The sequence below is a fragment of the Pseudonocardia halophobica genome (assembly GCF_050948485.1).
In the GTDB taxonomy this organism is placed as follows: Bacteria; Actinomycetota; Actinomycetes; order Mycobacteriales; family Pseudonocardiaceae; genus Pseudonocardia; species Pseudonocardia halophobica.
In genome coordinates this window covers 7,573,090-7,594,915 of sequence record NZ_CP192046.1, presented here as the reverse complement: position 1 = coordinate 7,594,915, position 21,826 = coordinate 7,573,090, and the positions used below count along the sequence as shown (strand labels likewise).

The 21,826-nt window shown below is 73.7% G+C and carries 20 protein-coding genes; 13 read left to right on the top strand and 7 right to left on the bottom strand.

Annotation, left to right across the window (positions count from 1 at the left end; all coding sequences use genetic code 11):
• The first annotated feature begins 3 nt into the window (after nt 1–3).
• Both dnaJ and ACQP04_RS36320 read left to right on the top strand, forming a co-directional pair.
• A complete protein-coding gene (gene dnaJ / locus ACQP04_RS36325; protein WP_433504945.1) occupies nt 4–1,212 on the top strand; it encodes a molecular chaperone DnaJ in 1,209 nt (402 codons plus the stop codon).
• A 24-nt stretch (nt 1,213–1,236) separates the two neighbouring features.
• Nucleotides 1,237–1,710 carry a heat shock protein transcriptional repressor HspR gene (locus ACQP04_RS36320; RefSeq protein ID WP_358198600.1) on the top strand — a complete coding sequence of 158 codons (474 nt, stop codon included), beginning with the start codon at nt 1,237–1,239 and terminating at the stop codon, nt 1,708–1,710.
• A gap of 38 nt (nt 1,711–1,748) precedes the next feature.
• Here ACQP04_RS36320 and ACQP04_RS36315 read toward each other — a convergent pair whose 3' ends face one another.
• Nucleotides 1,749–2,225, bottom strand: coding sequence for a hypothetical protein (locus tag ACQP04_RS36315; protein ID WP_433504944.1), 477 nt, complete (start codon nt 2,223–2,225; stop codon nt 1,749–1,751).
• A gap of 188 nt (nt 2,226–2,413) precedes the next feature.
• On the opposite strand from ACQP04_RS36315, the gene clpB reads away from it, so the two are divergent.
• From clpB to pyrE, 7 genes are all read left to right on the top strand, one after another.
• Nucleotides 2,414–5,026 (top strand): ATP-dependent chaperone ClpB, encoded by a 2,613-nt coding sequence (gene clpB / locus ACQP04_RS36310; RefSeq protein WP_433504943.1) that lies wholly within the window; start codon nt 2,414–2,416, stop codon nt 5,024–5,026.
• A gap of 75 nt (nt 5,027–5,101) precedes the next feature.
• Nucleotides 5,102–5,428 carry a YbaB/EbfC family nucleoid-associated protein gene (locus ACQP04_RS36305; RefSeq protein ID WP_433504942.1) on the top strand — a complete coding sequence of 109 codons (327 nt, stop codon included), beginning with the start codon at nt 5,102–5,104 and terminating at the stop codon, nt 5,426–5,428.
• Nucleotides 5,425–5,745 carry a hypothetical protein gene (locus ACQP04_RS36300; protein ID WP_433504941.1) on the top strand — a complete coding sequence of 107 codons (321 nt, stop codon included), beginning with the start codon at nt 5,425–5,427 and terminating at the stop codon, nt 5,743–5,745. Before ACQP04_RS36305 ends, ACQP04_RS36300 begins: the two co-directional genes overlap by 4 nt.
• Nucleotides 5,742–6,638 (top strand): hypothetical protein, encoded by an 897-nt coding sequence (locus ACQP04_RS36295; RefSeq protein WP_433504940.1) that lies wholly within the window; start codon nt 5,742–5,744, stop codon nt 6,636–6,638. The genes ACQP04_RS36300 and ACQP04_RS36295 overlap by 4 nt, the downstream gene beginning before the upstream one ends.
• Before the next feature lie 112 nt (nt 6,639–6,750).
• A complete protein-coding gene (locus tag ACQP04_RS36290; protein WP_433504939.1) occupies nt 6,751–7,428 on the top strand; it encodes a hypothetical protein in 678 nt (225 codons plus the stop codon).
• A 32-nt stretch (nt 7,429–7,460) separates the two neighbouring features.
• Nucleotides 7,461–8,231, top strand: a complete 771-nt coding sequence (locus ACQP04_RS36285; protein WP_433504938.1) for an SDR family NAD(P)-dependent oxidoreductase — start codon at nt 7,461–7,463, stop codon at nt 8,229–8,231.
• 3 nt (nt 8,232–8,234) lie between these two features.
• Entirely contained in the window at nt 8,235–8,819 is a 585-nt protein-coding gene (pyrE, locus tag ACQP04_RS36280) for an orotate phosphoribosyltransferase (protein WP_433504937.1), read from the top strand.
• 93 nt (nt 8,820–8,912) lie between these two features.
• Here the strand turns inward: pyrE and ACQP04_RS36275 are convergent, their stop codons facing one another.
• From ACQP04_RS36275 to ACQP04_RS36265, 3 genes are all read right to left on the bottom strand, one after another.
• The gene (locus tag ACQP04_RS36275; RefSeq protein ID WP_433504936.1) at nt 8,913–9,917 is read right to left on the bottom strand and encodes a hypothetical protein; all 1,005 of its coding nucleotides are present in this window, start codon (nt 9,915–9,917) and stop codon (nt 8,913–8,915) included.
• Nucleotides 9,917–11,248 (bottom strand): DUF4142 domain-containing protein, encoded by a 1,332-nt coding sequence (locus ACQP04_RS36270; protein ID WP_433504935.1) that lies wholly within the window; start codon nt 11,246–11,248, stop codon nt 9,917–9,919. The genes ACQP04_RS36275 and ACQP04_RS36270 overlap by 1 nt, the downstream gene beginning before the upstream one ends.
• 167 nt (nt 11,249–11,415) lie before the next feature.
• Nucleotides 11,416–12,753, bottom strand: a complete 1,338-nt coding sequence (locus tag ACQP04_RS36265) for a ferredoxin reductase family protein (protein ID WP_433504934.1) — start codon at nt 12,751–12,753, stop codon at nt 11,416–11,418.
• A gap of 421 nt (nt 12,754–13,174) precedes the next feature.
• Here ACQP04_RS36265 and ACQP04_RS36260 point away from each other — a divergent pair, with 421 nt between their 5' ends.
• The 3 genes from ACQP04_RS36260 to ACQP04_RS36250 all read left to right on the top strand — a co-directional run bounded on the left by ACQP04_RS36260 (nt 13,175) and on the right by ACQP04_RS36250 (nt 17,230).
• Nucleotides 13,175–13,870 carry a hypothetical protein gene (locus ACQP04_RS36260; RefSeq protein ID WP_433504933.1) on the top strand — a complete coding sequence of 232 codons (696 nt, stop codon included), beginning with the start codon at nt 13,175–13,177 and terminating at the stop codon, nt 13,868–13,870.
• Nucleotides 13,867–16,299, top strand: a complete 2,433-nt coding sequence (locus ACQP04_RS36255; RefSeq protein ID WP_433504932.1) for an AAA family ATPase — start codon at nt 13,867–13,869, stop codon at nt 16,297–16,299. Before ACQP04_RS36260 ends, ACQP04_RS36255 begins: the two co-directional genes overlap by 4 nt.
• A gap of 121 nt (nt 16,300–16,420) precedes the next feature.
• Nucleotides 16,421–17,230, top strand: coding sequence for an NAD(P)H-binding protein (locus ACQP04_RS36250; RefSeq protein ID WP_433504931.1), 810 nt, complete (start codon nt 16,421–16,423; stop codon nt 17,228–17,230).
• 100 nt (nt 17,231–17,330) lie between these two features.
• On the opposite strand, the gene ACQP04_RS36245 is transcribed toward ACQP04_RS36250, so the two are convergent.
• From ACQP04_RS36245 to ACQP04_RS36235, 3 genes are read right to left on the bottom strand one after another with little or no spacing between them, the layout of a single operon-like run.
• On the bottom strand, nt 17,331–18,356 hold the full coding sequence (locus ACQP04_RS36245) for an NAD(P)-dependent alcohol dehydrogenase (protein ID WP_433504930.1): 1,026 nt from the start codon (nt 18,354–18,356) through the stop codon (nt 17,331–17,333).
• Nucleotides 18,353–19,051: an iron-sulfur cluster assembly protein gene (locus tag ACQP04_RS36240; protein WP_433504929.1), complete on the bottom strand. Its 699-nt coding sequence runs from the start codon at nt 19,049–19,051 to the stop codon at nt 18,353–18,355. The genes ACQP04_RS36245 and ACQP04_RS36240 overlap by 4 nt, the downstream gene beginning before the upstream one ends.
• Nucleotides 19,051–20,064 carry an amidohydrolase family protein gene (locus tag ACQP04_RS36235; RefSeq protein ID WP_433504928.1) on the bottom strand — a complete coding sequence of 338 codons (1,014 nt, stop codon included), beginning with the start codon at nt 20,062–20,064 and terminating at the stop codon, nt 19,051–19,053. Before ACQP04_RS36235 ends, ACQP04_RS36240 begins: the two co-directional genes overlap by 1 nt.
• 172 nt (nt 20,065–20,236) lie before the next feature.
• Between ACQP04_RS36235 and ACQP04_RS36230 the strand changes: the two genes are divergently transcribed.
• The gene (locus ACQP04_RS36230; RefSeq protein ID WP_433504927.1) at nt 20,237–21,661 is read left to right on the top strand and encodes a GAF domain-containing protein; all 1,425 of its coding nucleotides are present in this window, start codon (nt 20,237–20,239) and stop codon (nt 21,659–21,661) included.
• Nucleotides 21,662–21,826: the final 165 nt, after the last annotated feature.

Here is a 21,826-nt window from a genome sequence, read left to right as displayed (position 1 = left end):
GGGATGACCCAGCGGGACTGGATCGAGAAGGATTTCTACCGTGAGCTGGGCGTCTCGTCCTCGGCGTCGGACTCGGAGATCAAGAAGGCGTACCGCAAGCTCGCCCGCGAGCTGCACCCCGACGCCAACCCGGGCGACGCCGTGGCCGAGACCCGGTTCAAGGCCGTCTCCGAGGCCTACGGCGTGCTCTCCGACCCGGAGAAGCGCGCGGAGTACGACGAGACCCGCAAGCTGTTCGCCGGCGGCGGGTTCTCCGGCGGCTTCCCGGGCGGCCAGGGCTTCCCGGGCGGATTCCCCGGCCAGGGCGGCGCCCAGGGCTTCGACCTGGGCGACCTGTTCGGCCAGGGGGCCGGCTCGGGGGGCGCCGGTGGCCTCGGCGACCTCTTCGGCAACCTGTTCGGCAACCGCGGCGGCGGCACCGCCGCCGGGGGGTACTCCGGCGGGCAGCGCCCGCAGCAGGGTGCGGACGTCGAGAGCAGGCTGACGATCCCGTTCGAGGACGCGGTGCGCGGCGCCACCATGACGCTGAACATCTCCTCGCCCGGGACCTGCGACACCTGCCACGGCTCCGGGGCCAGGCCCGGCACCGGCTCGCACACCTGCCCGATCTGCGGCGGCGCGGGCGTGGTCAGCCGCAGTCAGGGGGCGTTCGCCTTCTCCGAGCCGTGCCGGGACTGCCGCGGCACCGGCCGGGTCGTCGACGAGCCCTGCCCGGAGTGCGGTGGCGACGGCGTGAGCACCAAGGTGCGCACGCTGACCGTCCGCGTGCCGCCGGGGGTCGACGACGGGCAGCGCATCCGGCTGCCCGGCAAGGGTGAGCCGGGCCGCTACGGCGGTCCGCCCGGCGACCTCTACGTGCGGATGAGCGTCACGCCGCACCGGGTCTTCGGGCGCTCGGCGAAGAACCCGAACGACCTCACCCTGAAGGTGCCGGTGACCTTCCCCGAGCTCGTCCAGGGTGCGACGCTGACCGTGCCGACGCTCGACTCCACGGTGTCGCTCAAGATCCCCGCGGGGACCCAGAGCGGCCGGACCTTCCGGGTCCGCGGGCGCGGCGTGCAGGCGAAGAAGGGCGCCGGCGACCTCCTCGTCACCGTCGAGGTCGCGATCCCGCAACGGCTCGACGAGGCCGCGGCGGCGGCGCTGCAGGAGTACGCGGACGCGACGAAGGCGTCCGACCCGCGGGCGGACCTGCTCGCGGGCGAACGCTGAGCACGAGGGACGAGGTGAGGGGACATGTCGGACCGTGACGGCCGTGGCCCCGAGGGCGCCCTCCCGCCCGGCGCGGGCCAGGACACCCCGGTCTTCGTGATCTCCATCGCCGCCGAGCTGTCGGGGCTGCACGCGCAGACCCTGCGCAGCTACGACCGGCTGGGGCTGGTGAGCCCCGGCCGGTCACCCGGTGGCGGCCGGCGCTACTCGGCCCGTGACATCGCGTTGCTCCGCGAGGTCCAGCGGCTCTCCCAGGAGGAGGGCGTGAACCTCGCCGGGGTGAAGCGGATCATCGAGCTGGAGCAGCTGGTAGACCAGCTGCGCTCCCGGGTCGAGGAGCTGACCGAGGAGCTGGCGGCCGCGCACGCGGCGGCCGAGCAGGCCGCCGCGATGGTGCACCAGAGCTACCGCCGCGACCTGGTCCCGACCGAACGGGGCTCGCAGGTCGTGGTGTGGAAGCCGCGGGCCCCGCGCCGCCGTTCCGACCCGCAGGACTGAGACGGATGTGCCGGACCCCGTACCCAGCGGTGCGGGGTTCAGCCGTTCTCGACGGAGCCCTCGCGGGTCGCGTCGATCTCCCGCTCCACGTCCTCGTACGGGCGCCGGGCCAGGGTCGCGCCGGGCAGCTTCGCGTCGAGCAGGCCGGGGTCCGGCTCGTCGACGTCGGCGATCACGGCCGTGCCGCCCGCCGGGACCGTCCGGGCCAGGTGCCCGATCGCCAGCTCCTCCGGGCTCTGCTCGGCGGCGCCGTAGAGGGACACCAGCTGGTTGCCGAACAGCAGGGTGTCGATCGGCCCGAGCAGCAGGGTGACCACCGCGCCGAGGCGCGGGTGCCGCTCTGTGAAGGAGACCGCGTCGCCGGTCTCGTGGTCGAGGGAGAGCGCGCCGTCGGCGTCCCGGTGCACGATCGCCGCGGCCCGCAGCTCCAGCGAGCCCGCGCCGTCGAGCGCGCCGAGCACGTCGAGCACCTCCCGGGGCTCGGCACCGGTCACCACCACGACGTTCTCTGCCATGCGGTGCACGCTAGCGCGCCGATCATGCTCCCGCCGCGACCGCGGCAGGTCGCCCGCCGGGCACCGCGGGGGCGCCGTGCGTAGACTTTCTCCGCGTTGAGCGGAACAGACTCAACTTTCCTGCCGTTGAGGAGTACGAGAGGGCACACCACGTGCCCGGAGACCGCACGATCCGAGGAGACACGGGGATGGATTCCTTCAACCCCACCACCAAGACCCAGCAGGCGATCTCGGCTGCCGCGCAGGCCGCCGCGCTGGCCGGCAACCCGGACGTCGGTCCCACCCACCTGCTCGGCGCCTTGCTGGCCCAGGGGGACGGGATCGCCGCTCCGCTGCTCGCCGCCGTCGGCGCCGACGCCGCGGCCGTGCGCGCCGAGCTGACCCAGCTCGGCAACCGGCTGCCGTCGGCCTCCGGCTCCACCGTGGCCGCGCCCCAGCTGAACCGGGACGCGCTGGCCGCGATCAAGTCCGCCCAGCAGCTCGCCACGGAGATGGGGGACGAGTACGTCTCGACCGAGCACCTCCTCGTCGGCCTGGCCGACAAGGGCGGCCCGGTGAGCCAGCTGCTGCGCCGGCACGGCGCCACCCCGGAGGCGCTGCGCGAGGCGTTCGGCAAGGTCCGCGGGTCGTCCCGCGTGACCAGCCCCGACCCCGAGGGCACCTACCAGGCGCTGGAGAAGTACGGCCAGGACCTGACGGCGCGCGCTCGGGAGGGCAAGCTCGACCCCGTCATCGGACGGGACACCGAGATCCGGCGCGTGGTGCAGGTGCTGTCCCGGCGCACCAAGAACAACCCGGTGCTGATCGGCGAGCCCGGCGTCGGCAAGACCGCGATCGTGGAGGGCCTGGCCCAGCGGATCGTGGCGGGCGACGTCCCGGAGTCGCTGCGCGGCAAGCGCGTCGTGGCCCTGGACCTGGGCTCGATGGTCGCCGGCGCGAAGTACCGCGGTGAGTTCGAGGAGCGGCTCAAGGCCGTCCTGAAGGAGATCACGGACTCGGCCGGCGAGATCATCACGTTCATCGACGAGCTGCACACCATCGTCGGCGCGGGCGCGACCGGCGAGGGCGCGATGGACGCCGGCAACATGATCAAGCCGATGCTCGCCCGCGGCGAGCTGCGGATGGTCGGCGCCACCACGCTCGACGAGTACCGCCAGCACATCGAGAAGGACCCGGCCCTCGAGCGCCGCTTCCAGCAGGTGCTGGTCGGCGAGCCGAGCGTCGAGGACACCGTCGGCATCCTGCGCGGGCTCAAGGAGCGCTACGAGGTGCACCACGGCGTGCGGATCACCGACGCCGCGCTGGTCGCCGCGGCCACGCTGTCGGACCGCTACATCACCGCCCGGTTCCTCCCGGACAAGGCCATCGACCTGGTCGACGAGGCCGCGTCCCGGCTCCGGATGGAGATCGACTCCCGGCCCGTCGAGATCGACACCGTCGAGCGCTCCGTGCGCCGGCTGGAGATCGAGGAGATGGCGCTGGCCAAGGAGTCCGACGAGGCGTCGAAGGAGCGGCTGTCGGCCCTGCGCGCCGAGCTCGCCGAGAAGCGCGAGGAGCTCTCGGCGCTGACCGCGCGCTGGCAGAACGAGAAGACGGCCATCGAGGCGACCCGTGAGCTCAAGGAGCAGCTGGAGCAGCTGAAGGGCGAGTCGGAGCGCGCCGAGCGCGACGGCGACCTCGGCCGCGCCGCCGAGCTGCGCTACGGCCGCATCCCGCAGCTGGAGAAGGAGCTCGCCGAGAAGACCGCCGTCGTGGAGCGCCACGAGGAGGTCATGCTCAAAGAGGAGGTCGGCCCGGACGACGTCGCGGACGTCGTGAGCGCCTGGACCGGCATCCCCGCCGGCCGGATGCTCGAGGGCGAGACCGCGAAGCTCCTGCGCATGGAGGACGAGCTGGGCCGGCGCGTGGTCGGCCAGACCGAGGCCGTGCGCGCGGTGTCCGACGCCGTCCGTCGGGCGCGCGCGGGCATCGCGGACGAGAACCGGCCCACCGGCTCGTTCCTGTTCCTCGGCCCCACCGGCGTCGGCAAGACCGAGCTGGCCAAGGCGCTCGCCGAGTTCCTGTTCGACGACGAGCGGGCCATGGTCCGCATCGACATGAGCGAGTACTCGGAGAAGCACTCGGTGGCCCGGCTCGTCGGGGCGCCCCCCGGCTACGTCGGCTACGACCAGGGCGGCCAGCTCACCGAGGCCGTGCGGCGCCGCCCCTACACGGTGGTGCTGCTCGACGAGGTGGAGAAGGCCCACCCGGACGTCTTCGACACGCTCCTGCAGGTGCTCGACGACGGGCGGCTGACGGACGGCCAGGGCCGGACCGTCGACTTCCGGAACACGATCCTGGTGCTGACCTCCAACCTGGGCAGCCAGGCGATCGCGAACCCGGTGCTCGACGACCAGGGCCGCAGGGACGCCGTCATGTCGGTGGTGCGCGGGCACTTCAAGCCCGAGTTCCTCAACCGGCTCGACGACGTGGTGGTGTTCCACGCGTTGTCGACCGAGGAGCTCACGCACATCGTCGACATCCAGCTCGACGTGCTGCGGCAGCGACTGGCGAGGCGCCGGCTCACCCTCGAGGTGTCCGACGGCGCCCGCGAGTGGCTGGCGATGAACGGGTTCGACCCGGTCTTCGGTGCCCGCCCGCTGCGCCGGCTGGTGCAGTCCGCGATCGGCGACCAGCTCGCGAAGGAGCTGCTCTCCGGCGCGGTGCGCGAGGGCGACACCGTGCGCGTCGACCTCGACCCCACCGCCGAGGGCGGCACCGGCGGCCTGATCGTCGGGCGGGGCGTGCCGGCGGCCGTCTGAGCACGCCGTTGACGATCGTGAAGTGATCGTCCGAAGCGCCATGGGCGCGGACCGTGATCCCTACGGTCCGCGCCCATGAGTGTTCCCAGCAGCAGTGTTCTCGGCGACGGGCAGGCCTGGCTCGCCGACTACCGGCGCCGGATCGAGGAGCTGCGGGGCCGCGCCGAACTGGCGCAGGCCGAGATCGCGGCGTTGACCGGCACCGCCGCCAGTCCCGACGGCGCCGTCCGGGCCACGGTGGACAGCACCGGCGCGTTGAGCGGGCTGGCCTTCGGGCCGGCCGCCGACGGGCTGGACCGCGGAGCCCTGGCCGACCTCGTCGTCGCGACGACGGCGAGCGCCGCCGCCGAGGTGTCCCGCCGGGCGACCGTGGCGCTGGGCCCGCTGCTGGAGCACCGGTGAGCGTGTCCGACGGGTTCGCGGTGGACCCGGCGGTGCTGGAGGCCCACGCCGCCACGCTCGAGGCGGCCGAGCGGCGGCTCGCCGGCCGGGCGCCCGGCCCGGCCGCCCTGTCGCCCGACGCGTTCGGGCTGGTCGGCCGGCTGTTCGCGGGGGCGGCGAGCGAGGCGGCCGGAGCCGGGGTGGCCGCGCTGGAGGCCGCGCAGCGGGGCCTGGTCGCCGCCGCGGGGTCGGCGCGGGAGGCGGCCGCGACCTACCGGGAGGCGGACCTGGCGGCAGCCCTCGCGCTGGAACGCGCGGCCGGGCCGGGCTCGCCGTGACCGCGCCATCCACGCCCACGCCGGCTGCGGAGCCCGGGACGTTCGACGGCGCGGGTCCGGCGTCGAGCGTCGCCGACCTCGCCGACGCGGCCACGGCGGACCGGCCCGACCCGGTCGCGCTGGCGTGGACCGCCGCGGGCGTCGGGCTCGACGCGCTCGGGTTCGTCGCGGACCCCTTCGGCGAGCTCGCGACGGCCGGCATCGGCTGGCTGATCGAGCACGTCGGGTTCCTCCGCGAGCCCCTCGACCGGCTCGCCGGGAACCCGGCCGAGGTCGTCGCGCGGGCCACGGACTGGCACCGCGGGGCGCGGGCCGCGGCCGCCGAGGCGGCGGAGCGGGGCCGCCCGGACCTCGAGGGGTGGACCGGCTCGGCGGCCGACGCCGCGCGCGCCGCGGCCGCCCGGGACGCGGAGTCGCTGACCGGCCTCGCCGCCGGCTGTGCGGCCGTGGCCGACCGGCTGCTGGAGGTCGGGGCGACGATCGGGGCCGAGCGGGCGCTGATCCGCGACACGGTCGCCGGGTTCCTCTGGGACCTCGCCCGCTGGGCGGTGGCCTCGATCGCGAGCGCCGGCACCCTCACCCCGCTCGCCGTCGCCTCCGCGGTCGGCGAGGCCGCGATCCTCGCCGCGCGGATCGCCGACGGGATCCGGACGCTGCTCTCCCGGCTCGACGAGGCGCGGGCGGGCCTCGGTGCCCTCCTCGCCTCACTCTCGCAGGTCACGGGCCGGTTCGCCGTGCCCGGCGCGGCCCGGATCCTCGAACCCCTCGGCGGCTCCGGCGACGCGCTGCTCGGCCTCGGCCGGGACGCCGTCGTCGAGACGGGGAAGGAGGGCGCGAAGGCCGGCGGCGTGCGCGCGGGCTGGGCGGCCGAGCCCGTGCGGCCGCCCGCGTGAGGACGGTCCGATGTGCCGTTCGGCGCCCGTCCGGCCGCGTTCGGCCGTCTTCCCCGGACGGGTGATCGTGGCGTTCCCGCACGTTCCGGGCCTGCGGCGCTAGGGTCGCCGCGTGGGTGTTCCGTCGTGGGTCTGGTTCGTGATCGCCGTGGTCGCGCTGTTCGCCGGCGCCGCGCTGCTCCTCGCCGACCGCCGGCGCGGCGGGGCCGGGGAGCCCGGGGTGCGTGACCGCAGGCGATGGGCCGCGCTGCACGACTGGGAGTACCTCGACGGCGACCCGGTGCTGCCCAGCCGCTGGCGCTACGGGACCGTGCAGAACGGCGGCCCGGGCATCGCCCGCAACCTGGCCAGCGGCACCGTCCCCACCCCGGAGGGCGGCCGGCACGGCTTCATCTTCGACCACGAGCAGCAGGGCACGGTCAACGCCGTGGTCGTGGCCGTGCAGCTGCGCGAGGGCCTGCCGGCGGCCGTCGAGCTGCGGCTGCCGTCGGCCCCGCTGCCCGAGACGGACGGGGCCGGACTGGACCTGCTCGAGCCGGTGGGCGAGCGGTACTCGTTCGTCTCCGACGCCGAGGCCATCCGCCCGCTGCTCACCGCGCGCGTGGCCGACGCCGCCGACGCGGTCGGGGACGACATCGAGCTGCTCTGGGCCGAGGACACCTGGGTGCTCGCCGCGGCGCCGGTCGACGTCACCCCGGAGCGCGGCCAGGACCTGCTCGCCGACCTCGCCGAGGTCGCGACCGCCCTCGAGCACGCGCTCGACGGCACACGCCACACCACGGGCAGCTGAGCGCGGCCCCCGGGCCGACTAGTGTCGCCCGCGTGCCCTCCGTCCTGATCACCGGCGCCACCTCCGGCATCGGTGCCGCCTTCGCCGACCGGCTCGCCGCCGAGGGGCGCGACCTCGTGCTCGTGGCCCGCACCGTCGAGCGCCTCGAGGAGGCGGCCGCGCGGTACCGCGAGGCGGGTGTCTCGGTGGAGGTCCTGCCCGCCGACCTGACCGCTCCGGACGAGCGCGCCCGCGTGGTCCGCCGGCTCGCCGACCCCGACCGCTCACCGGTGGACCTGCTGGTCAACAACGCCGGCATGGGCCAGCGGGGCGGCTTCCTCGCCACGTCCGCCGAGGACCTGCAGGCGCAGCACGACCTCAACGTCACCGCGGTGCTGCAGCTGACCCGGGCGGTCGTGCCGGGGATGGTCGACCGCGGCCGCGGCTCGATAGTCAACGTCTCGAGCGTGGCGGGGTTCCTGCCGGGCAGCGGCTCGACCTACACCGCCGACAAGGCGTGGGTCACCGCCTTCACCGAGGGGGTCGCCGCCTCGCTGGCCGGTACCGGGGTGCGGGCGCTGGCCCTCTGTCCCGGGTTCGTCCGCACGGAGTTCCACGAGCGCGCCGGCATCGACGTCGGCGCGCGCACCGGGCCGCTGTGGCTCGACGCCGCCCGGGTGGTCGACGACTGCCTCGCCGACCTCGCCGACGGGCGCGTCGTGTCCGTCCCGAGCCTGCAGTACAAGGCGATCTCGTCGGTGGTGGGCGTGCTGCCGCGCCGCGTGGTCCGCCGGCTGGTCGCCACCTTCGACCGGGAGCGCTGAAGCATGAGCACCGCCACCGACCCCAGCGACGACACCGACCGGCTGCGGCTGGCCGAGCTCGTGCGCGAGCACGGGGTCGTGCACGGGAAGGTCACGCTGTCCTCCGGCCGCGAGGCCGACTACTACGTCGACCTGCGCCGGGTCACGCTGCACCACGAGGCCGCGCCGCTGGTCGGCCGGCTGCTGCGCACGCTGACCGCGGACTGGGGGTACTCCGCCGTCGGCGGGCTGACCCTGGGCGCGGACCCGGTCGCCGACGCCGTGCTGCACGCCGCCGCGGCCGAGCGGGCCGCCGACCCGGGGGTCCCGCCCGTCGACGCGTTCGTGGTCCGCAAGTCGACCAAGGAGCACGGGCTGCAGCGGCTGATCGAGGGCCCGGACATCACGGGCCGGCCGGTGCTCGTCGTCGAGGACACCTCCACGACGGGCGGGTCGGTGCTGCAGGCGGTCCGCGCCGTGCGTGAGGCCGGGGCCACCGTCGTCGGCGTGGCGACCGTGGTCGACCGCGCCACCGGGGCCCGGGAAGCGATCGAGGCCGAGGGCGCGCAGTACCGCGCGCTCCTCGGCCTCGCCGACCTGGGGCTGTAGAAGAGGTCCCGACCCCCGCCCGGCCCGCCCCATTCCCGGCCGTCGTACCGGGTCATCGGGCAGGACGGGGGCCGGATCCGGCCCCCGCCGGGGTCAGACGACCCGGATGCGGACCGAGTCGAAGGCCGGGGTCTGGTCGGCCCGCTCCATCATCGGGATGCGGTGCGAGCCGTCACCGGCCCACGAGCTGCACTGGGCGGTGCCCTTCGGCAGCCCCGTGACGTCGATGGTCACGGTGCTCTCGCCGGCGCCGCCCTGGTTGTCCTGGGTGGCCACGAAGAAGGCCGGCTTGTCGCCCGCGGCGGGGGCCTCGTCGAGCGAGATCATCCGGCAGGCCGTGTGGAAGTGGCCGCGCTGGATGCCGTTCTCGTCGAGCAGCGAGCTCTCCAGGTAGTAGCCGCCGGCCGCGGCACCGAGGAACCGGTCGCGCTTGAGGTTGCTCGTGGTCACGTCGATGCTGAAGGGCTGGTTCGCCTGTACCTGCTGCGGGAACTTCGTGATCAGCAGGGACGGGTTCTGGGCGGCGTCACCGACCTCGCCGAACTCGGTGGAGACGCAGCGGTCGCCCTTCTGGAACCCGTCGTGCGGGGGCAGGTTGCTCTTCGAGCAGTCGCGGGCGAGGACGTCGAGACCGTTGATCTTCTCGCCGCCCCCCTGGTCGGCGGCCTGCGCGTCCTCCCCGGCGGCCTGCTCGTCGCCCTGGGCGTCCTCCGCGGCGGCCTGGCCCCCGTTCTGCTGGCCGTTGCGCGCGTTCGCGTCCGCCTGGTCGGCGCGGTTCTGCCCGCCGCGGGCCTGCTGCTGCGCGTCGGCGGCGGCGTCGTCGGTGCCGGCGGCGTCCTCCGCGCCACCGGCGGCGTCCTCGGTCCCGGCCGCGTCCTGGTCCTCCTGGTCGGCGACCGGCGCGGCGGCCTGGGCGGCCTGCCCGCTGCCGCCGGTCGGGATCCGGTCGGCGGCGGCGGCGTACCCGCAGGCCGTCGGGACGGCGAGCATGGCGGCGGCCGCGGTGGTCAGCAGGACGCGCCGAAGGCGGGCGGACCGGGCGGTGCGCCCGACGCGGGGGGTCTCGGGGGTGTCTGGGGTGTCGGTCCGGGTTGCCATCAGCGGGTCATTCCTCGGGTAGCGGATCGGGGGGAGCGGGCGGCCGGGTCGGACTCGTCGAGCCGGTGGCCGCCGGTGTCGGTGGGGCGCGGCACGCGGTGGCCGCCGGTCTGGCCGGCCCGGTCGGAACCGAGCAGGTCGTCGAAGCGGAACCCGCCCGAGTCGGCGCCGCGGCGCCGCCGGTGCGAGCCCGTGTCGGACACGGAGGGGAAGCCGCCGGAGTCGCTGACGGCCGTCGCGGTGCGGGCGGTGGGGAAGCCGCCGGAGTCGGCCGCGTTCCGGGCGCGGTGGCCGCCGGTGTCCGAGGCAGCCCGGGTCGGCCGGTGGCCGCCGGTGTCGGCGCGGCGGAAGCCGCCCGAGTCGTCGACGCGGAAGCCGCCGGAGTCGTCGACCCGCAGGCCGCCGCTGTGCGAACCACCCTGCGACCCGCGCCGCCGCGCGCGGTGGCCGCCGGTCGAGGTCGCGCCCGAGGGCTGGGCGGCACCGCCCACCGGGAGCGGGGCGCGCCTGCCGCGTCTGCCCGACGACTCCTCCCGCGGGGCCGGGATCGTGAGCACCGGTGCGGAGTGCAGGGCCGCGAGCTGGCTGCCGGTGGCCGGGGCCGCGGCGGTCGGGGCCTTCTTCTTCCCGCGGCGCAGGGTGACCAGCAGACCGATCGCGGCACCGGCGCAGGCCAGGAAGACGATCGCGGGGACGATCATGTCGGCGGGCGTGGTGGCCCCGCTGAGCAGGCCGGGTGAGGGCGACTCGGGCAGGGCCGAGTAGTCGACGAGGCCGGTGGCCTCGAGCATCGCGATGTGCCCGGTCACGTACTGGAACGAGGTGTCGGCGAACTGCCGGACGAGCTCGTTGCGGGTCCCGACCCGGACCTGGGCGATGACCGGCAGCACGTTGCCGTGCGCCTCGCGCACGATCTGCACGGCGGTCTTGTCGTAGTCCGTGCCGGTCGTGTTCGTGATCTGGTTCATCCAGCCGATCTGCTGGTCCGTCGGCCGGCTCGGCAGCTGCACGCCCAGCTTGTCCGCGACCTCGCGGTCGATCTGGTCGAGCACGGCGTGCTGCTCGGCGAGGTGCTGACCGGTCTCGCGCACCTGCTGGTTGGTGGCCTGCTGGGACATCTGCTGACCGGTCGGCGCCTCCCACAGGCCGGCCTGCCGGACCTTGATCAGCAGATCGCGGTCGGCGGGTCCGAGCGGACCCCACTGGGTCTGCTGCCAGCCGCCGGTGCCGGGCGCGCCGGACGTCCAGGACTGCAGGACGGACACCGTGACGGCGCCGAGGACGGCGACGAGCAGGGCCCAGCGCACGGAACGCGGGATGCGGTGCAACATCGATGGACCTTTCGGGGAGCGGCCCGTGGGGAGCGGGTGCGTGCCGGCCGCGAGGGGGAGCGTGGCCGGGTGGAGCGGAGCGTGCGGAGCGACCGTCGGCACGGGTGCGGGGTCGTCGGGATCGGTTCCCCCGCCGGGCGGCACCGGCCGGCGGAGGGGGTCGGGGATCAGGCCATGTCGAACTGCTCGGTGTGGATGTGGTCGTCGGCCACGCCCATGACGGTCAGTGCGCCGTGCACGTCGGAGACCATCGAGGGCGGACCGCAGAGGAAGTAGTCGTTGCGCGCGCCCACGTCGAGGGTGCGCAGGACGCTGGTCAGCAGCGCGACGTCGATCTCGCCCGTCGCGCCCGTCCAGGCCGCGGACGGCCGGCGGAGGACCTCGGTGACCTCCAGGTCGAGGTAGCTGCGCAGCATCGCGAGCTCGTCGCGGAACAGCAGGTCGCCGGTGTCCCGGGCGACGTAGATCAGCCGGTGCGGCCGCTGGTCGCCGCGGTCCGCCGCGGTGCGCAGCATGCTCATCATCGGGGTGATGCCCACGCCGCCGGCGATCAGGACCAGCCCGGCCGCCGGGACGTCGTCGCAGGTGAAGGAGCCGTACGGGCCGTCGACCCACACCGACTCGCCGGGGCGCAGGTCGCGCACGCCGGTCGCGAAGTCGCCCGTGCCGCGGATGGTGAACTCGGTGTACCGCGGATCGTGTGCGCTGCTGGCGATGGTGAAGGGGTGCTCCTCCACCGCCGAGCGCTGCAGCCGCACCCAGGCGAACTGGCCGGGCGAGAAGTGCAGGCCCTCGCCGCCGTCGCGCGGGGACAGCACCAGCGTGGTCACGGTCGGGTTCTCGGCCCGCACCGCCTGCACGGCGAACTCACCGCCGTGCTCGAGGACCGACCGGCCCCACCAGCGCATCGTGAACACGACCACGACGAGCATGCCGAGCGCGGTGAGGATCGGGCCCATCACGGCGTCGTTCACCAGGTGCTGCAGCCACAGGACGTGCAGCGCGGAGCCGCCCAGCACGAACACGGCCAGCATCACGTGCAGCCAGCGCCAGACCTCGTAGCGCAGGTTGAACCTGCGCCGGTAGAGCGCCAGCACGACCAGCAGCGCGATCGACACCGTGGCGGCGACGGCCGCGCGGGCCCGGTTCGGCGCGGTGGACACCATCAGCAGCGAGACCTGGGTGGGGTTGGCCGCGACGACGGCCGCCAGGTGCACCGCGATGAGGACCGCGGAGAGGATGCCGAGCTGGCGGTGCAGCCCGACGACCGTCTCGATGCCGAAGGCCCGGGTCAGCCCGCGCAGCCGGGACGGCAGCGCGGCGGTGCAGACGAGCGCGGACAGGGCCACGAGCCCGGTGACGGACGACAGCTGCCGCCACATGCCCATGGGCTCGGAGGTCAGCAGGTGCACCAGCGCGGGGCCGGCCAGCACCGCGAGCAGTGCCGTCACCCATGCCGTGCGGGCGCCCGCCGCCGGGGCCGCCGAGACCGTCGTCCTGTCCACGGCGAAGGACGGTAGGCAAGGCCCGCCCGAGGGGTACGGAAGCTTAAGGGCCCGCCGGGCGACGGCGCCCGGGGCGGGCCCGGCGGTCGACGACGGGCGCGAAAATGGTCCGAACGCCCGGGCAATTGCTCCGAACGCCGAGCAACCCCCTCAGATTCGGGCCGCGAATGCGCCGGACGGTCGCCCACCGCCGCCGCTCGCAGACCGACCGTGTCCACACGGCGCAGGGCGCGCGGCGGGGCCCGGGAGATCACCCCCTCACCGGCCGTTGACCCCTCCGCCCCTAGCGTGGCCCACGACGGCCGCAGAGGTCACACTTCGGGCAGTGGGAACGCCTTCGCAACCTGAACGGTGCAGTGTCGGGGACGTTTCGTGCCGCATACTCGAAGGTCACGGAAGAGTCACGGTGGGGGAGGGCTCCATGGCAGGACGAGCGGGGCGCCGGGCACGGCGTGGACCCGCGCTGCTCGCGCCGATGCTGCTGGCGACGGGGATGGTGGTCGCGCTCCTCGCCGGCTGCGGGGCGCCGTCCTGGACCTACGTCACCAACTCCGCCGACCGTACCTATCTGAAGGTGCCCACGTCGTGGAAGCAGGTCCCGCCGAACGAGGTGGAGAGCCAGCTCGGCGTCGAGCCCGCGAAGGACTCCAGCGAGGGCGTGTGGATCCAGGCGTACGACTCCGACGCGCGGCCGTCGCTCAACCACATCATCGGTGAGTCCGCCGAGTCGCCGGCCATCCTGGTGACCGTCCAGCCCATCCCGGTGAAGTCGCGCGGGCAGATCTCCCTCGACACGATCAGGGACTTCATCTACCCGGTGTCCGACACCGCGCGCCAGACGATGCAGCTGGGCGGCCAGCAGAGCGGGCTGACCGGCTTCACCCTGCTCGGGGACGAGGTGCTGACCCCGGGCGAGGGGATCCGCGGCGTGCACACGGTGTTCTCGTACCGGGTCAACGGCGGTGCCCCGCAGATCTTCGACCAGACCGGCTACCTCAACGACGACGCCAGCAAGCTCTACCTCGCGCTGGCCCGCTGCTCGGCGGACTGCTTCGAGAAGCGGCAGTCCGAGATCGACGGCGTCGTCTCCTCGTTCACGGTTCGGGAGGGCCCATGACCATCACCGACGACCCGGCCGACCCCGGGAAGCCGGGGCAGCCGGAGGGTCCGCCGTCCGAGCAGCAGGCGCACCACGAGCCGCCGCCGGAGAAGTTCGAGCCTCGGCGCAGGAAGGCGTCCCTGTGGGACCGCGGCAAGCTGCTGCTGCTGTTCGTCGTCGCGTTCCTGGTGATCGTATGGTCGCAGGTCGCCGACAACCCGCTGATCACCTTCACGGACGCGTTCCGCATCGAGACCGTCGAGTCGCAGTGGCTGCTGTGGCTCGCCGGGCTGGAGCTGCTGCGGCAGATCCACTACTTCGTGTCGGAACGCTGGTCGGCCTACCACGTCTTCTGGACGCGGAAGGTCTTCGGCGGCACCGACCGGGCGCTGAAGAAACGGTTCTCGGACTGGACCCGGTTCCGGCTCGCCCGCGTGATCAAGATCGTGCTGCTGCTGGTGCTGGTCGCCCTGGTCGCCGGCGCGGCCCTGGGCACCTCGCCCTTCCTGGCGATCTTCCAGGCCCCGGCGTTGATCTGGCAGGCGCTGCCGTTCATCTTCCAGCTGGCCTTCGCGTTCTTCTTCATCGCCTTCCAGTTCATCGGCCTGTTCTGGCTGCTCTCGCGCGGCGGCGTGGACACCTACTACCCGGACGACATCAAGACCCGGTTCGCCGACGTCTGGGGTCAGGACCACGTGGTCCAGCGGATCCGCGAGAACATCATGTTCCTGGAGAAGCCGGACGAGATCGAGGCCAAGGGCGGCTACGTCCCCGGCGGCCTCCTGCTCTGGGGTCCGCCCGGCACCGGCAAGACGCTGATGGCCGAGGCCGTCGCGGGCGAGACCGGCAAGCCCTACGTCTTCGTCGACCCGGGCGCCTTCATCAACATGTTCATGGGCGTCGGCATCCTCAAGGTGAAGTCGCTGTTCCGGAAGCTGCGCAAGCTCTCGCTGCGCTACGGCGGCGTCATCGTCTTCTTCGACGAGGCGGACGCGCTGGGCAACCGCGGCTCGCTCGCGGTCACCGGGCCCGGCGGCGGCCCCCGCGGCTTCGGCCCGGCGCCCTTCCACGGGACCGGGTGCCACGGCTTCTCCTACCTGTCCCGGGACACGCAGTCGATGCTGTTCCGCGAGTCCATGGTGCCGGCGCCGCCGGTCGAGGAGCCGCGCAGCCGCTTCGTGATGGGCGGCGCGATGAACGGCGGCGGCGGGGGCGGCATGGGCACGCTGCAGGCGCTGCTCACCGAGCTCTCCGGCCTGAAGAAGCCGCGTGGCCTGCTCAACCGCTGGGGCCGGCGGGCGCTGGGCATGCGGCCGAAGCCGCCGCCCAAGTACCGGATCCTCGTCATGATGGCCACGAACATGCCGGAGTCGCTCGACGAGGCGCTGCTGCGGCCGGGCCGCATCGACCGGATCTACCGCGTCGGCTACCCCTCGAAGGCCGGCCGGATCCGCACCTACCAGGGCTACCTGGACAGGGTGCCGCACGAGATCACGGACGAGCACCTCGACAAGCTCGCGACGATCACCCCGTACGCCACCGGCGCGACGATCAAGGACCTGGTCAACGAGGCCCTGATCACCGCGATCCGGGACGGCCGCGAGGTCATCACCTACCGCGACCTGATGAAGGCCAAGCAGCTCAAGGAGCTCGGCCCGCCCGAGGACGTGGAGTACATCGAGCGCGAGCGGCACGCCGTCGCCGTGCACGAGGGCTGCCACGCCGTCGTCGCCTTCCGGGTGCGCGAGCACATGGAGATCGACCTGGCGACGATCGAGAAGGGCTCGGACTACCTGGGCATGGTCGCGAGCATTCCGCCCGAGGACCAGTTCACCCGGTGGCGCTCCGAGTACGAGGCGGACATCCTCGTCTCCCTCGCCTCGCTGGCGGGTGAGCGGATGTTCTTCGACGGCGACAGCTCGTCCGGCGTGTCCGGCGACCTCGAGTCGGCGACCACGGTGGCCTCGTTCATGGAGGGCTTCTGGGGCATGGGGTCGACGGTGTCGTCGTACTCGTCGGCCCGGCGGCTCGAGGTCGGCGCCCCCGGCGGCGGCAGGGGCGCGCCGGGCAAGGACGGCAGCGCCGAGGAGGTGCTCCGCCGGGCGCTCGCCGACCGGATCGAGGACCACCTCGACGGGCTGCTGGACAAGGCCGCGGAGATCCTCCGGGAGAACCGCTCGTCGGTGCTGGCCATCGCGCACGCGCTGGAGACGCACAAGACGCTGACCGGCGAGGACGTCGAGGCGGTGCTCACCGGGCGGGAGGGCCCGACGATCGACGGCCGCATCTACGCCGACCCGGACTTCCTGGCCCAGCTGGAGGAGTACCACGCCGCGGCGGCCGGGGCGCACCGCGCCCACGCGCCCGTCCGGCTGGCGCTGCCCGCCGTCCGGGAGCGGGAGGAGGGCAGCTCGGCCGCGGCCACGCCGCCGCCGGCGACCCCGTAACCGAGCACGCGTCGAACGCCGGCCCGCCGACCATCCGCGGGCCGGCGTTTTTCTCGCGTGCAACTCCGTACGGTGTACTGATGGAGTTCTTTCCGTACGCCGTACCGAGAGTGGGGGCGCGATGACGATCCTGGTGACGGGCGCGACGGGGAACATCGGGCGGAAGGTCGTCGACCACCTGGTGGCGGGCGGGGTGCCCGAGGTCCGCGCGCTCACCACGAACCCGGACAGGGCCGCGCTGCCGGAGGGTGTGGAGGTGGCGGTCGGCTACCTGCGCAGGGTCGAGACCCTGCCTGCGGCGTTCGAGGGGGTCGAGGCGGTCTACCTGGCGCCCACGCCGGAGACGGTCGACGAGGTGCTCCGGATCGCCCGCGAGGCCGGGGTGCGGCGGGTCGTGGACCTCTCCGGCGAGCACGAGAGCTGGTGGGGCGGGGTCGCGAAGGCGGTGGAGGCGAGCGGCCTTGCCTGGACGCATCTCAGTCCCGGCGACTTCATGGAGAACACGCTGAGCTGGGCGCCGCAGATCGTCGCGACGGACGCCGTGCGCGAGCCGTACCCGCACGGCCGCAGCACCCCGATCGCGATGGACGACATCGCCCGGGTGGCCGCGGTGGCCCTGACGACGCCCGGGCACGAGGGCCGGTCGTACCCGCTCACCGGACCGGAGGTGCTCACCCGCGTCGACCTGGTCGAGCGGATCGGCGCGGCCCGCGGGAAGCCGGTGGAGTTCGTGCAGGTCACCCGGGACGAGGCCGTCGAGGTGCTGCGGCCGGAGATGGGCGGGACCGCGGAGTGGTACGTGGACACGATCCTGAAGGGCGGCGTCGACTGGCCCGCTCAGGTGCAGCCCGCCGTCGAGGAGGTCACGGGCGCACCCGCGACCACCTTCGCCGAGTGGGCTGTGCGGCACGCCGATGCCTTTCGCGGCTAGCGCCCGGCGCGCGGTAACTCCCGACTCGCGCTGCCAGAGCTCCCGACTCGCGGAGTCCTGTCCGCGAGTCGGGAGATCCGGACGCGCGAGTCGGGATCCGTCAGGGGACGAGGATCGCCCGGCCGCGGACCCGGCCGGCGTCGAGGTCGTCGATCGCCTGCTGGAAGTCGTCCAGCTCGTAGCGCTGGGTGTGCAGCGTGACCAGGCCGCGCGCGGCCAGCTCCATCAGGTCGCACAGGTCGTTGTAGCTGCCGACCAGGTTGCCCACGATGTTCTTCTCGGCGGAGATCAGGTCGATGGTCGGCACGTCGACGTTCTCGCCGTACCCGACCACGTGGTAGTCCCCGGCCTGCTTCGTCATCCGCAGGCCCTCGGACGTGCTGCCGCCCTCGCCCACGAAGTCCACGACGACCTCGGCGCCCTCGCCGCGGGTGAGCTCCAGGACGTGGTCCACGTGCCCGCCGTCCGCCACCACTCCGAGGTCCGCACCGATGGACTCGGCGAGCTTCACGGCCTCCGGGTTCCGGTCCACCACGACGATCTTCGCCGGCGTCGACGCCTTCAGCACCTGGATCCCGATGTGCCCCAGCCCGCCGGCGCCGATCACCACGCAGGTGTCGCGCGGGCCGAGCCGCCGGGCCGCCTTGGCCGCCGCGTGGTACGCGGTCAGACCCGCGTCGGCGAGCGCGGCGACGTCGGCCGGCTCCAGCGCGTCGTCCAGCTTGACGACGCTGCGGGCCGAGGTCCGCAGGTACTCGGCGTACCCGCCGTCGGTGTCGATGCCCGGGAACCGGGACCGGTTGCAGTGCACGTCGTCGCCGGTGCGGCAGGCCCGGCAGAGCCCGCAGGTGATCAGCGGGTGCACGATCACCTTGTCGCCCTCGGCCACGTTGGTCACCGCGGAGCCGACCGCCGCCACCCAGCCCGCGTTCTCGTGGCCGATCGTGTACGGCAGCGTGACCTGCGACTTCTCGGCCCACTGCCCCTCGAGGATGTGCAGGTCGGTCCGGCACACACCCGCGCCGCCGATCTTCACGACGACGTCGTACGGCTCGACGACGGTCGGCTCCGGGACCTCGGTCATCTCGAGGCTGCGGTGGTACCCCACCACCTGGACCGCTCTCATGAAGCGCTCTCCTGAAGGTCGTAGCGGGTGGCCAGCAGGCCACGGCAGAAGTGGGCGTTGCCCTCGATCGAGATCCGGGTGGACCGCGCCAGGCGCAGCTGCAGCGGCAGCTCGACCTCCGGGTACGGCGTGCCGCTGTGGTCGACGAACACCGGCAGGTCGTCGCCGGTCCGCAGCCCGATCGCGGCGCGGCGGCGCAGCAGGGCGCGGGTGGCGTCGTCGAGCGGCAGGTCGCCGATCGTGACGCGGCCCAGGTCCTCGACCGCGTGCCCGCCCCGGACCATCCGGGTCAGCACCCGTTCCATGGCGGCGGTGTGGGCCTTGCGCCGGAACGTGGTCCGCAGCTCCTCCAGGTCCTGCTCGGCCTCGTGGGCGAACGTGCCCTTGTAACCGGCGTCGACGGCCAGCCCGGTGTTGATGAGGTCGGAGTCGTGGTGGTCGTCGAGCTCCACGACCACGCGGCGGGTCCAGGGCAGCGCCGTGAGCACGTCCTTCGCGTCGCTCGCCATCAGGTACGCGAAGTTCGGGGCGCAGAAGCTGGTGGGCAGGCGCAGGTGCACCACGACGTCGGCGCCGGTGACGTCGAGCGACCGGACGAAGTTGAGGTCGGTGATCGGCTCGTCGAGCTCGGGGTCGACGACGGCGTCGAGCGCCCGCCAGGCGTCCTCCTGGCGGGAGAGGGAGACGGGGGCCATCACGCCACCGCCACGGCCTGCGGCTCCTCGCGCGGGAGCTGCAGCTCGGCGGGGACCGGGATGTCGTACATCGCGGCGGCGTTGAGCCCGAGGATCTTCTTCTTCTGCGCGGTGGTCAGCGGCGCGTACTCGGAGAGCTCCTCGGGGATCTGGAAGTCCACGAACATCTCGACGAGCCAGCGCGGGGTCCACAGCGCGTAGTCGCTGGAGAACTGGATGCGGTCCTCGTCGAGCCAGTAGAGCAGCTCGCCGATGATCTGCGCGAAGTACTTGGGCCGGGTGTGCATGAACGGGATCGCGACGGCGAGGCCGGCGTGCACGTTCGGCTCCTGGGTGGCGATCCAGCAGAAGTCCTCGAGCCGGGGCAGCCCGCAGTGCTCGACCACGAAGTTCATCTCGGTGAAGTCCGAGGCGACCTTGTCGACGTCGGCGACGTCGAACGCGTCGCGGTCCAGGGGCCGGATGGTCGGGCCCTTGTGGATGTGGATGTTCTTGATCCCCAGCTCCTGGGCGGTCTCCAGGTAGCGGTAGGACCACGGGTCGTCGAGCTTCCAGCCACGGGAGTCCCCGTGCCACTCCGCCGTGTAGAGCTTGCAGCCCTTGAGGTTGAACCGCTTCGCGTCCTCGCGCAGCTGCGTGAGCCCGGTCTCGCCGAACCGCGGGTCCCAGAAGTGGTTGTAGGTCAGCTTGTCCGGGTTGGCCTCGGTGAGCGTGAAGGCCTCCTCGGTCTGCCCGAACCCGTTGTCGTAGAACTCGCCGAGCCGCGCGGGCTGGAAGATCGCGTGGTCGACGTGGCCGACCTCGAACAGGTCGTGCATCAGCCGGTCGCCACCCTGGTAGAGGTACTCCTCGTAGGGCCAGACCTCGGACTCCGGGCTGAGGTTGCGGTGGTAGTCGTAGAAGCAGTCGATGAACTGCTTCCCGTGGATGTTCCGCTGGTTCTCCGGTCGGGCGTCCCACAGGGCGACGTGGGCGTCGACGATGAAGTAGTTCTCCCCGTCCTTCGAGTACATCGTTGTCCTCCTGGCTGTTCGGCGTCGTCAGCGTGTTCGGGTTGGCGGCGACGCTAGGCAGCCGGACGGCCCGGGTGGGCCGATCCGAGTCTCAACCTGAGACGCGGCTCGCACCGGGTCCCGCACCCGCTGTGTCACAGTCGAGGGGCAGGTGGCGCTCGAGGAGGTGCGCGTGGAGGAGATCCGACGGACCGGCGGGGTCACGGCCCCCCGGTTGTCCGCGTCGTGGCGGCGCAGCGAGAGCTACGGGATCCCGCTCGACGCGGTGAACCCGGCGTTCACCGGCGCGGTCGACGACCAGTCGTTGTTCTACGAGTGCGGCAACGAGGTGCTCCACGGGCTGCGCGACACCCTCGCCGGCGAGCCGGTCAGCCTCATGCTCACCGACGCCGCCGGCCTCGTGCTCAGCCGGATGTGCGACGAGAAGGCGCTGGTCGACGCGCTCGACAAGACCTACCTCGCCCCCGGCTTCGCCTTCTCGGAGCGGGAGGCGGGCACCACCGGGCTCGGCCTCGCGCTGGCCGACCGCGCGCCGTCGCTCGTCCGCGGCGACGAGCACTACTGCACCGGCCTCTGGGGCTACACCTGCGCGGCCGTCCCCGTGATGGACCCGGTGTTCGGCCGGCTCGTCGGCAGCGTCAACCTCACCACCTGGTCGGAGAAGTCCGAGGGGCTCCTCCTAGCCCTGGCCCAGATGGCCGCCGGGCACACCAGCGCGCTCATGCTCGCCCGCGGGCGCGGCGCCGAGCCCCGGCCGACGCCCCGCGGCGAGGTCTTCCGCGTCTACTCCGCGCACCGCGGTGTCGAGGCGCCGCCCGAGCTCGGCCGGGCGTGGCGCGCCGCCCTCGACGAGGTGGTCGCGGCGCTGCGTTTTGGGCAGGTCGTCGCCGTGGTCGGCGAGGCCGGCGCCGGCAAGACCGCGCTGCTCGGCACGGCGCTGCGGATGGTGCACCGCGACCACCGCATCCTCAACGCCCGGCCGCCGAACCCGCGCGACGCCGAGGCCTGGCTCGCGCTCTGGACCCCCGAGCTGGCCAAGGAGACGACGAGCGTCATCGCCGGCGGGGTCGACGCGCTCCCGCAGTGGGCCGCCACCGAGCTGGCGGGGATCGTGGCGGCCGCGCCACAGGCGTCGCTCGCCGTGACGGCGTCGGAGGCCGCGGCGATCCCGGCCCCGCTCGCCCGGCTCGTCGACGTCGTGGTCGAGGTGCCGCCGCTGCGCCGCCGACCCGACGACGTCCTCCCCCTCGCCGAGCACCTCGGCGCCCGGGCCCGCGGGCGGGAGGTCCGGTTCACCCCGGCGGCGGTCAGGGCGATGCGGACCTTCTCCTGGCCCGGCAACGTCGAGCAGCTGCGGCGGGTGGTCCGCGAGGCCGTGACCCGCAGCGACGTCGTCGACGCCCGGCACCTCGCGCCCGAGGTCCTCTGCGGCTCCAGCCGGACGCTCACCCGCATCGAGACCCTCGAGCGCGACGAGATCGCCCGCTGCCTCGCCGAACCCGGCGTCACGGTCACCCAGGCCGCCGAGATGCTGGGGATGAGCCGCGCCACGGTCTACCGCAAGATCGCCCAGTACGGCATCCGCACCTCCGACTGACCGCTCCTCGACGCCGTGGCGTCGGCAGCAAGATCCGCGGTTCGGCAAGGGAACGTCCGGAATTCGAACGTTCCGCTCCCCGGACGTGGATCACGGTCGGTGGCGGCCCGGTGCCTTCGACCGGTGGCGTGGCTCTGCGGGCGCTCGCACACAGAGTGGTGGTGC